The sequence below is a fragment of the Vibrio sp. M260118 genome (assembly GCF_036533755.1).
Classification (GTDB): Bacteria; Pseudomonadota; Gammaproteobacteria; order Enterobacterales; family Vibrionaceae; genus Vibrio.
Genome location: NZ_JATABG010000096.1, coordinates 1 through 10496 on the forward strand (window position 1 = coordinate 1; position 10496 = coordinate 10496).

Genomic DNA, 10496 nt, shown 5'->3' on the forward strand with positions numbered 1-10496 from the left:
CGAAATTGCAGCTGCCATTGTGATAGGTATTCGACCGGTTTTAACCCCAATAAAGGTGATGGCAAAAACGACCAGCCCTAAGGTTCCAGCAAAATAGCGGTGAATCATTTCAAGCCACGCTTTATCAGCCTCAACCGTAAAACTTGGATAGAGGGATTGCGCCAAAGCAATTTCGTGTTGTTCATTGGGAACCGAAAGTTGGCCATAGCATCCTGGCCAATCTGGGCAGCCTAAGCCCGCATCAGCTAACCGCGTATAAGCGCCGAGCATGATAACGATAAAAGTAAGGATAAGACTGAATCTGACTAGGTTTATTAATTTCATTTCAGCGCTCCTTGGTATTAACCCACACGAGACAACTTGAGTAACTTGCGTAAATCCGCTAACAACCCTTTGCTTTGCGCAACCAGTTCGTTTTCGGTGGCAACTTTCGGGTAGCGCATCACCAACTGCCCTAACGGATCGACGATGACGAACTCAAACTGGTCAACGAGCTTAGAAAACCCGTCATTAACTTTTAATTGGGCATACTCAGAGCTATTAATCGTGTCGCTTTGCGCAGTGGAAATCAGCACGGGTTGAACTCGCTGTTGATACTTTCCGAGCGCAATATGGCTTTGGCCAAGCAAATATATCTGCTGCTTACAAAACTCATCACACCGCTTAGGAACCACATACCCAAGCTGCCACTGTTTCTGCTGATAGGGGTTATCTATGCCCAAAGAGCCTAAAGTCGCGGTAGGCTCAATCAATTCGCCCTTATTGGTTACTCCAGATTGATACCAATGTTGGCTAAGTACGGTTTTGGCAATGATAGCGGGCAGAGCGAACATCACCACTAAGCTGACAAAAATGATCTTTCCTCTCAAGACTGGATTACTCATCTCTTCCTCCGTGAAAACATGCTCGGACTAATAAGCCTATCGCTAATAAGGCTAGTACCGCTGCCATTGAAAACCACTGCACCGCATACCCTAAGTGTTTCTCAGGCTTCATTGAGATAGGTTGCCACGGCTGAACATAAGGCCATGATTCCACCATAGGCTGCACAACATAGGGTTCTAGATTTATCTGCCAAGCTTCCCGCAACTGAGAAAAATTGAGGTTCTGAATCCGGCTAATTTCCCCTTGCTCAATATGTAATTCTTGGCTCAATGGGTTCATCGAACGGCTGTAAAGCCGACCTGTGAACTCAAATGGCTCTATCAACCAATCAACCTTTGGCAGCTGTGAGCGATAAAGCGAAGAAGGCACAAAACCTCTTTCCAATAGCAAGCTGTTACTTGTTTGAGTATTTATCAATTGCAATGCTAGGTATCCAACTTCTCCATCAACGCTTTGATTATCTAACAGCAGGTATCTACCCTTAACGGGCATTGCTTTGATGCTAACCCTAACACCAGTCGGATTATTCACCTGCTCCGCAGTTAGCTCAGACAAACGAATTGGCGCTAACTGTTTTCGTTGCGTAACCTTCTGCTCTATTTGGCTTTTCTCATCTGCTCGAGACAATTGCCACAAACCCAAGTTGATCAATATCAAAAAGGCAACCACAGTTACTACACAAGCCACTATAAATTTTGTCGATTTCAGCAGAGCAAATGAGGAACCCTCCATGGTATTCATCTTTAAACTTGTCTTACTACTGCTGCTACTCTTCATCCTGATTAACCTCGGTAGAGCGATGTTTGAAATGGTTAAAGGTTCAAAATCAGATGATGAATCCGAGCAAGACACTCAACCAGATGACAAACCTATGAGTTTCTATTTAGGCCGTCGTGTATTCCTTTCTGCCTTAGCCATCGTCCTGCTCGTTGCTGCCTTATTAAGCGGTTTTATCGAGCCCAATGTTCGCCCTTACTAGTGCGAGTGTTAGAGCACGTAAACAAACACGAATAAACACAACCACACCACATCGACAAAGTGCCAATACCAGCTGCCCGCCTGAAACGCAAAGTGGTCCTTCGGCGTAAAATGATCCTTGGCGACTCTGAATAAAAGCACCGTAAGAATGATGGTGCCGAGTAATACATGCATGCCATGAAAGCCTGTCAGCAAGAAGAAAGTATTGCCATACACCCCAGACTGAAGCGTTAAGCCTAGATCTTGATATGCGTGAATATACTCAGCACCTTGGTAGTACAAGAACAAGCACGCCAAAACGATAGTGATCTCTAGCCACACGATCAACGCCATTCGCTTATTGAGCTCTAAACTGACATGAGCGAAATGCAAAGTAATCGAAGAGGTCAGAAGGATAATCGTGTTAATCAGCGGCAAACCTTGCCAAGGCATGGCATTGGTTGTTGTACCATCTGGTGTTGTGGTTAACGGCCATAGCGCTTCAAAGGTCGGCCAGATAACTTCGTGAGTCATTGCATTGTTGCCCGCCCCTCCAAGCCACGGTACAGAGATCATTCGTGCATAGAAAAGCGCGCCAAAAAAAGCACCGAAAAACATAATTTCAGAGAAGATAAACCAACTCATCCCTTGTCTAAATGAACGGGACAGTTGGGCAGAGTATTTGCCACTCATTGATTCGCTGATCACATTGCTAAACCAGCCAGCAAACATGTAGAGCAGGAAGATAAAACCAGCCAGCAAAATTAGTTTGCCAAACACACTGCCATCACCACCTTCTGCCATATTCTGAACTGTCAGACCTGCGCCAACAGCGATCAAGAACAGCGATACCGCACCGACAATCGGCCAACTGCTTTGGGAAGGGACATAATAGGGTTGATGTTTAGAACTCATTGCGCTGCTCCTTGCAAAGCCTCAAACGCCACAGGCGACGAGACATTAGCTAACTCGGTTGAGGTCGTTTTCTCAGTGATGTCGTAAAGGGTGTACGACAAAGTCAATGTATGGATAGAGTCTGGAATGTCTGGCTCGATATAGAAAATCAGCGGCATCTCGGCTTCGCCCTGTGCCTGCAACGGCTGCTGATTAAAGCAAAAACACTCTATCTTATTAAAGTAGGTTGCGCCCATGCCTGGCGACACCGAAGGAACGGCTTGGCCAACAATGTCTTTTTGCGAAAGGTTTTTTGCGAAATAGGCGGTTTGAATCACTTGCCCCGGGTGCACCTCCATTGAAGCCTGTTCAGGAACAAAGCTCCACGGTATGCCTTGATTATTGTGCGCCATGAACTCGACACGAATAGTGCGGGATGTATCAGGAACCATACCTTGCGGTTGCAAAACTGACTCGGTATTGGTTTTACCGTTGATTCCTAGCGCTTCACACATCACGTCATAGAGAGGGACAAGCGCGAAGCCGAATCCAAACATCGCCACAACGGCTGCGCACAGCTTGAGCGTCAGTTTGCGGTTTGAGTTTGCTTGTCCGTCCATGGCCCCACCTCTAATCGATTTTTGGTGGCGTTGAGAAGGTATGATGCGGTGCAGGACTTGGTACCGTCCACTCTAGTCCATCGGCGCGATCCCACGGTTTCGCTGAAGCTTTTTCACCACCTTTAATACACTTGATCACCAGCCAGAGGAAGATAAGCTGTGACAAACCAAAGGCAAACCCACCTATCGACACTATTTGGTTAACATCAGCAAACTGGATCGCGTAGTCTGGAATACGCCTTGGCATCCCTGCAAGGCCCAGGAAGTGCATTGGGAAGAACAACACATTCACAGAGATAACCGATGACCAGAAATGCCACAAACTTAGCTTGTGGTCATACATATTCCCGGTCCATTTAGGCAACCAATAGTAAGCTGCAGCCATAATCGAGAACACTGCACCCGACACCAACACATAGTGGAAGTGAGCCACGACAAAGTAGGTGTCATGATATTGGAAATCCGCTGGAACAATGGCGAGCATCAAGCCTGAGAAGCCGCCAATGGTGAACAAAATGATGAACGCGATAGCAAACAGCATTGGCGTTTCGAACGTCATCGCCCCGCGCCACATAGTCGCTACCCAGTTAAACACTTTAACCCCCGTTGGCACAGCGATCAGCATGGTGCAGTACATAAAGAACAGCTCAGCAAACACAGGCATACCGGTAGTAAACATGTGGTGTGCCCATACTAGGAACGAAAGCAACGCAATACTACAAGTGGCGTACACCATTGAGTGATAACCAAACAACTTCTTGCCACTGAAAGCGGGAATGATCGCCGACACAATACCGAAGGAAGGCAAAATCATGATGTACACTTCCGGGTGGCCAAAGAACCAGAATATGTGTTGGAACATCACAGGGTCACCGCCACCAGCGGCGTCAAAGAATGAGGTGCCGAAGTATTTATCAGTCAGCACCATAGTCACCGCCCCTGCGAGAACTGGCATGACCGCGATGAGTAGGAACGCAGTGATGAGCCAAGTCCAGACAAACATTGGCATCTTAAACCAAGTCATTCCCGGTGCACGCATATTGACGATGGTGACGATAACGTTGATCGCCCCCATAATCGAGCTAATCCCCATAATATGCACTGAGAATACAAATAACGCAGTGCTATCTGGCCCATAGGTAGTTGAAAGCGGAGCATAGAAAGTCCAACCAAAATCAGGTCCTCCACCTTCAGTAAATAGTGATGCAATTAGAATGGCAAAGGCAAAAGGAAGAATCCAAAAACTGAGGTTGTTCATTCGTGGCAGCGCCATATCCGGAGCACCAATCATCATCGGGATCATCCAATTAGCTAATCCCGTAAAAGCAGGCATCACTGCACCAAATACCATGATCAAACCGTGAACCGTGGTCATTTGGTTAAAGAACTGTGGCTCAACTAACTGCAATCCAGGTTGGAACAACTCTGCACGAATGACCATTGCCATCGCGCCACCGGTTAAAAACATGATGAAGCTGAACCACAGGTAAAGTGTCCCAATGTCTTTGTGGTTAGTGGAGTAGAGCCAACGAGTCACGCCTTTAGCAGGTCCATGATGATCATGTTCGTGCTCATCTGCGGTTATGCTACTGTTAGCCCGGCTTAACTCTGCATCAGTCACAGGCGCTGATTTGGTTTTATCTTCTACAATCGAATCAGGTTTGGACATTTTCATTGTCCCTCCTTAGACGCCTTAAACTGGTTAACATCCGAAGCTTGGACTAGATCACCAACACTGTTACCTAGTCCATTGCGTTGGTAGGTCACAACTGCCGCGATCTCTTTGTCGCTCAACTGATTCGAGAATGCTTGCATGGCAGTCCCTGAGCGACCATTAACAACAACATCAATGTGTTGCGAAACATCTCCCGTGGCGACATTACTACCAGTGATGGCTGGGAACGCCCCCGGGATACCCGCGCCAGTTACTTGGTGACATACAGCGCATCTATCAAGATAGACTTTCTCGCCAATAGCTATCAGCTCATCCAATGGCAAAGATGCGGTCAGCGACGCTGCGGCCTCTTGTTTTGCTTGCTCAATCTCGGCTTTCTTATCTCGCAACCACTGTTCGTATTCCTCTTCTTCCATGGCATGAACAACAATGGGCATAAAGCCATGGGCGCGGCCACAGAGCTCAGCACACTGACCTCGGTATACACCAGGCTTATCGATTCGCGTCCACGCCTCATTGATAAACCCTGGAATGGTGTCTTTCTTGACCGCGAAATCAGGCACCCACCAAGAGTGAATAACATCATCGGCGGTTAATAAAAAACGCACTTTGCGGTTAATTGGCAGTACAAGCGGATTATCAACTTCAAGTAGGTAGTGCGCTCCTTTCTCTTCTATGCCATCGATTTCCTTCTGGCTAGTCGCAAGCAAACTAAAAAACTCCACGTCTTCACCAAAATAGCTGTAATGCCACTTCCATTGGGAACCAGTAATTTTCACCGTTAGATCGGCTTGAGAAGTATCTTCCATCGCCACCAAGGTTTTGGTTGCAGGAATAGCCATTAAAACGAGGATGATGATAGGGATGACGGTCCAGATGACTTCGACTTTAGTGCTCTCGTGAAAGTGTGCAGCAACGACACCCTTCGATTTGCGGTGGTGATACATGGAATAGAACATCACACCAAAGACGACTACCGCTATCGCGCAGCAGATATAAAATATCAGCATGTGCAGTTCGTAGACTTGCTCACTGATGTTGGTTACGCCCTGAGTCATGTTATAGGCGCTCTCATCCGCATTCACAGACGCAGTGAAACAGACCAACCACACGCTACTCAGTCGCCAAAGCAACAAAGGTAAACTTTTCAAAAGACCTCTCCTCTGCCAGAGTCATCAACCGTGATGCTGGTACTAGGTCTTTGCATTGAGCCTACATCTGCAAGAAAGTACCAATCAGCCTTTGGACTTGGAAAATTCCTTATAACCAGTAAATTTCATGTCATTTGTTATATTTATGTTAATAAACGTTAGTTGGCGTTTGTAAATTGTGCAAGAAAGTCCAACTAGAAATGGACAACGGAGAAATCATCCGCAGGTTTAGCGATTGCGCTCTCGCAAATGATAATCAATATCAATTAAAGTCATGCGAAGTTGAGTAAATAACATAGAATTAAGCTAAGACATGAAAAAGGTATCAGAATCATGATGGAACAAGTGACTCGATGGTTGGAAAAAGATCCTGACCCTCATACTCGTGAAGAACTTCAACACCTAATCGATGAAAAAGCATTCGAAGAGCTCGAAGATCGTTTCAGTCAACGACTTGAGTTTGGCACAGCAGGGTTGCGCGGCAAGGTGGGATGCGGCCCGAACCGTATGAACCGCCTGGTGATTCAAGAAACGGCCACAGGTCTGGGGCACTACCTTATCGAGCAAATCCAAGACGCTAAAGCTCGTGGCGTTGTCATTGGCTACGATGGTCGAACAGACTCTAAGCAATTCGCTCACGATACTTCATCGGTACTCACTGCGCTCGGTATTAAGGTTTTCCTTACCCATGACGTTGCTGCAACACCGATTGTCGCGTTTGGCGTAAAACACTTTAACGCAGCAGCTGCGGTCGTCGTGACCGCAAGCCACAATCCCCCTGAGTACAACGGCTTCAAAGTCTATTGGGAAAACGGCGCGCAGATCATTCCGCCGCATGATTCTGGTATTGCTGCCCAAATTGATACTGCGGCGACCAAACCTATCCTGCTGATGGCACTTGATGACGCAGAAAAGCATGACCTTCTAGTATGGCTGAGAGATGACTATTACCAAACTTACCGCCAAACAATGAACGATAATCCTCTGTTGAACAACGACACTCATCCGAATGGAGTTACTATCGCCTACACCGCCATGCATGGTGTTGGCGCCAACATGGCACAGACTCTACTTCAAGATGCAGGGTTTGATCACTTCTTTAGCGTCGCAGAGCAGAGCGAGCCTGATGGGTCTTTTCCGACCGTCAACTTCCCGAACCCGGAAGAAGCAGGGGCAATGGACATGGTGATAGCGCTAGCCAAGCAACACAAAGCCGACATTGCCTGTGCTAACGATCCAGATGCTGACCGTTTTGCCGTAGCAGTACGTAAATCTGATGGGGATTATCAAATGCTAACAGGCGATCAAGTGGGTACCCTATTTGGCCACTACTTGTTGTCTAAAACCGAGGCGAACAAGCAGTTAGTCGGTAATACCATTGTTTCATCAACCTTGCTAAGCAGGATAGCTGAGGCACATGGCGCAACCTACTTCCAAACTCTAACTGGATTTAAGTGGTTAACCAATGTGGCAATGCAAAAGCAGAGCGATGAGCAGCAGTTCTTATTTGCGTACGAAGAGGCGCTTGGCTACACCGTTGGCAACAAAGTTTGGGATAAAGATGGCCTATCAGCACTGGTTGCGTTCACTCAACTAACCGCAGAGCTAAAAAGCCAAGACAAAACCATCTGGGATCAGTTAGAAGCTATCTACCGCCAACATGGCATGTACCTCAATGCCCAACGCAGTATCGCTCTCGACCCTAAAGCACCACCAGTTGGAGACAAACTCAGAGCTAACCCACCTACTATGATTGCAGGCAGTCAAGTCGAAGTCACCGAAGATCTTAAATCACTCACCAAGACCTTTGCTGACGGTTCGACCGAATCCATCGACCTACCTGCAAGTGATGTATTGATCTACCATCTATCATGCGGTGCAAGGGTCATTGTCCGTCCTTCGGGAACAGAACCGAAACTGAAGTGTTACTATGAAGTGATCGAAAAGTTTGCCGAATCTGATAGCTTTGAACAGGTGCTTGATAAAGCATCGGAATCAATGGGCATGCTAATTTCTGAGCATCAGCATAGTTTGCTGTAATCTTCAGTTAGCTAACGACCGTTTCCAGACAACAGATCTGGAAACGGTTACCACCTAACTGCTATTGAAACATCCGCTCAATGAGTAACGCTTTCTGGGTATCAAACGCACCGAGTTTTAATCCATGCTGCCAATCAATACTCTGATTAAACATGGCTAGCATTAGAGCGATACTTTTCTTATTTGCATCTAGCCAGCAATCTGACTCGCTGTACTCACCTTGGTTAACTGCAACACCATCAACCAAAATCGGGTCAAAACGCCACTTTTTCCCGACACGATAGTAGCCTTTGCTCACCAGTACTGAATCACTCTTTATTTCTAATTTGTGCTCGATTCCCTGCTCACCGCCAAGCATGAAGTTAATCGTCAGCGAGTGGTCACCACATTTAAGAGTGACCTTGAGTGAGTCATTCATCTCACCCACATCACAATGCTGGTAGTCACCGAGGGAATGCAGAAGCCAAGCAACCGGATGGCTCGCTGTTTCAAGGAACCACTCTTTTAACGAGTAATCACCAGGCAAATTAACCCAGCTATCAAGCGTAATCTCGCACGGCTGTTTTTGCGTCGCTAGCCAGTGCTCAATACTCTTTGCGGTGCTGAGTTGGCTAAATGCGTAGTTCACTAGAACTCGCTGATTAGTCTTGCTCCAATTTTGAAGGTTCCCTTCCAAACCGATCAAAGGCTTTTCGCAAACAATATAAGGTTTTGCTAGCTCGGAGAGTGCTTGTTCATGTAAAGCCGCTGGGGTGGCAATAGATACCACATCCAAGTCATTGAGAGTCGAAATATCCGTCGCTGCGGTTAGAATTTGCTCTTGTCGACAAACTTGCTCTAATTGCGACTTGTTATTAGCGCAAAGCACCGCAACATCAACGCCAAGGTCGCGATAATGAGGGATATGTGTTCTGCCCCAATTAGTACCAACGATTCCCGATTGTTGAACCAAACCTGGACGGTCAAAACGAGCGCTCAAAGGAGGCAACGCGATTCTTTCGTCATGTAAACGTTGGTCATGTTGATAGTCACAACAAGGAACGATTTGCCACGCTTTGTCGTAGTGTTGCTTCAGCGCGCATAACAGTTCATAAAAACTCCAGCTATCGCTCGCGTTACTATCAAGATGGTACAGCCCGGGCTCATTACGCTCGATTAGCTGCAAAAAGCCGATAGCCGTATCATCCATATGAGAAGTAGCAGGATACCAAGCGGTACTGGCGTAGATGGTGCCTTGTTCCTGATGTTGCCGCTCAATATGAGCCTTCATGTTATTACCAACATCATTGTCATATATCTGCCAACCAATGCGGGCAATCATAGCGTCTGGATTCTCACGCCAAATCGCATCTTCACTACGGATTTTATATAGGCCGTAATCCTCTTTTGCGTTACGTTGTGAAAAGATGCCATATGGTCCATTCATCTCGGAGTCAAACACCATCGCTGTACTAACAAACAGATAAGGTATTTTCTTCCAAGCGCATCGTTGGGCTAACCATCCTGCCCATTCTTCACTGCCCATCGCCATATGACACACAGCATCAACATCAACTTGGTTCCAGAAAGCTTCACTCTGTTCTAAATCAGTAGGAGAGATATGGTGATGATTCCACTCAACCACCTCCCAACCACGATGTTTAAACTGCAGAGCGACTTTCGGACCAAGGCTTCCCGTCAGCCCTGTCATTAATACTTTTTTCATACGAACTGTAAGTTTTGATTATGATGATAGAGAGTTAATCACAAACAAAGAAAAGCAGTGTTTCTTGATAGCAATAGTTTGCCGCCAAGCACAGTTTGTAGGGCTAGTACTGGAAGATTGGTGAGCGTTACACAATTCGCTTTTGGAGGAAAATTTTATCAACTCCGGCGGTTGGGAAACCTGTATAGCGACCGACCTCTTTGAAGCCTAATTTGGCGTAAAAGCCCGGGGCCTGAAACGTGTAGGTGTCGAGGTAGAGATCCGTCACACCCACTGCTCTTGCCTCAGATTCAATTCGCTCCATCAACAATGAGCCGATGCCTGATTTACGTTGGTTTTCATCCACCCAAAGAAACTCTACAAACAGAGTATTGGTAAAGATCTCGCCCGTTAAACCACCAGCGAAGTTTCCTTCATCGTCTTCGACATAACACGCTAGACTATGAATCTCCTCATCTGGGAAATGCTGCATGTTAAACGCCTTCAAGCCATTATAAATAACATCTTTAATATTTTTTGGCGGGTTTAATACAAACTGGACATTCATACGTTACTTCCTTGTCTATAAG

General features: G+C 46.6%; 11 protein-coding genes. 2 read left to right on the plus strand and 9 right to left on the minus strand.

What is annotated here, in order from left to right; genetic code table 11:
- The 3 genes from QTO00_RS08030 to QTO00_RS08040 form a co-directional block, all read right to left on the minus strand.
- A partial coding sequence (locus tag QTO00_RS08030; protein ID WP_331424145.1) for a COX15/CtaA family protein occupies positions 1-324 on the minus strand: 324 nt, incomplete at its 3' end.
- A 17-nt stretch (positions 325-341) separates the two neighbouring features.
- Positions 342-884, minus strand: a complete 543-nt coding sequence (locus QTO00_RS08035; RefSeq protein WP_331424148.1) for a hypothetical protein — start codon at positions 882-884, stop codon at positions 342-344.
- Positions 877-1617, minus strand: a complete 741-nt coding sequence (locus QTO00_RS08040; protein WP_331424150.1) for an SURF1 family protein — start codon at positions 1615-1617, stop codon at positions 877-879. Before QTO00_RS08040 ends, QTO00_RS08035 begins: the two co-directional genes overlap by 8 nt.
- Here QTO00_RS08040 and QTO00_RS08045 point away from each other — a divergent pair.
- Positions 1616-1864 carry a DUF2909 family protein gene (locus QTO00_RS08045; RefSeq protein WP_331424152.1) on the plus strand — a complete coding sequence of 83 codons (249 nt, stop codon included), beginning with the start codon at positions 1616-1618 and terminating at the stop codon, positions 1862-1864. The two genes, QTO00_RS08040 and QTO00_RS08045, sit on opposite strands and share 2 nt — an antisense overlap.
- Before the next feature lie 8 nt (positions 1865-1872).
- Here the strand turns inward: QTO00_RS08045 and QTO00_RS08050 are convergent, their stop codons facing one another.
- The 4 genes from QTO00_RS08050 to coxB are packed head-to-tail and all read right to left on the minus strand — an operon-like array spanning position 1873 to position 6182.
- Positions 1873-2757 (minus strand): cytochrome c oxidase subunit 3, encoded by an 885-nt coding sequence (locus tag QTO00_RS08050; RefSeq protein WP_331424154.1) that lies wholly within the window; start codon positions 2755-2757, stop codon positions 1873-1875.
- Entirely contained in the window at positions 2754-3356 is a 603-nt protein-coding gene (locus QTO00_RS08055; RefSeq protein WP_331424155.1) for a cytochrome c oxidase assembly protein, read from the minus strand. Before QTO00_RS08055 ends, QTO00_RS08050 begins: the two co-directional genes overlap by 4 nt.
- A gap of 10 nt (positions 3357-3366) precedes the next feature.
- Entirely contained in the window at positions 3367-5031 is a 1665-nt protein-coding gene (ctaD, locus tag QTO00_RS08060; RefSeq protein WP_443088908.1) for a cytochrome c oxidase subunit I, read from the minus strand.
- Positions 5028-6182 carry a cytochrome c oxidase subunit II gene (gene coxB, locus QTO00_RS08065; RefSeq protein WP_443088909.1) on the minus strand — a complete coding sequence of 385 codons (1155 nt, stop codon included), beginning with the start codon at positions 6180-6182 and terminating at the stop codon, positions 5028-5030. The genes ctaD and coxB overlap by 4 nt, the downstream gene beginning before the upstream one ends.
- Before the next feature lie 333 nt (positions 6183-6515).
- Between coxB and QTO00_RS08070 the strand changes: the two genes are divergently transcribed.
- Positions 6516-8222: a phospho-sugar mutase gene (locus QTO00_RS08070; RefSeq protein WP_331424156.1), complete on the plus strand. Its 1707-nt coding sequence runs from the start codon at positions 6516-6518 to the stop codon at positions 8220-8222.
- A 61-nt stretch (positions 8223-8283) separates the two neighbouring features.
- Here the strand turns inward: QTO00_RS08070 and QTO00_RS08075 are convergent, their stop codons facing one another.
- Together QTO00_RS08075 and QTO00_RS08080 are read right to left on the minus strand one after the other, a co-directional pair.
- The gene (locus QTO00_RS08075; RefSeq protein ID WP_331424157.1) at positions 8284-9927 is read right to left on the minus strand and encodes a sugar nucleotide-binding protein; all 1644 of its coding nucleotides are present in this window, start codon (positions 9925-9927) and stop codon (positions 8284-8286) included.
- Between the two features lie 127 nt (positions 9928-10054).
- Positions 10055-10474 carry a GNAT family N-acetyltransferase gene (locus QTO00_RS08080; RefSeq protein ID WP_331424158.1) on the minus strand — a complete coding sequence of 140 codons (420 nt, stop codon included), beginning with the start codon at positions 10472-10474 and terminating at the stop codon, positions 10055-10057.
- Positions 10475-10496: the final 22 nt, after the last annotated feature.

Bases quoted from the DNA above. Each gene is read 5' to 3' on its own strand.
- QTO00_RS08055 (WP_331424155.1), bottom strand. From the start codon at position 3,356: ATGGACGGACAAGCAAACTCAAACCGCAAACTGACGCTCAAGCTGTGC.
- QTO00_RS08050 (WP_331424154.1), bottom strand. From the start codon at position 2,757: ATGAGTTCTAAACATCAACCCTATTATGTCCCTTCCCAAAGCAGTTGG.
- QTO00_RS08075 (WP_331424157.1), bottom strand. From the start codon at position 9,927: ATGAAAAAAGTATTAATGACAGGGCTGACGGGAAGCCTTGGTCCGAAA.
- QTO00_RS08045 (WP_331424152.1), top strand. From the start codon at position 1,616: ATGGTATTCATCTTTAAACTTGTCTTACTACTGCTGCTACTCTTCATC.
- QTO00_RS08040 (WP_331424150.1), bottom strand. From the start codon at position 1,617: ATGGAGGGTTCCTCATTTGCTCTGCTGAAATCGACAAAATTTATAGTG.
- QTO00_RS08035 (WP_331424148.1), bottom strand. From the start codon at position 884: ATGAGTAATCCAGTCTTGAGAGGAAAGATCATTTTTGTCAGCTTAGTG.
- ctaD (WP_443088908.1), bottom strand. From the start codon at position 5,031: ATGAAAATGTCCAAACCTGATTCGATTGTAGAAGATAAAACCAAATCA.
- QTO00_RS08080 (WP_331424158.1), bottom strand. From the start codon at position 10,474: ATGAATGTCCAGTTTGTATTAAACCCGCCAAAAAATATTAAAGATGTT.
- QTO00_RS08070 (WP_331424156.1), top strand. From the start codon at position 6,516: ATGATGGAACAAGTGACTCGATGGTTGGAAAAAGATCCTGACCCTCAT.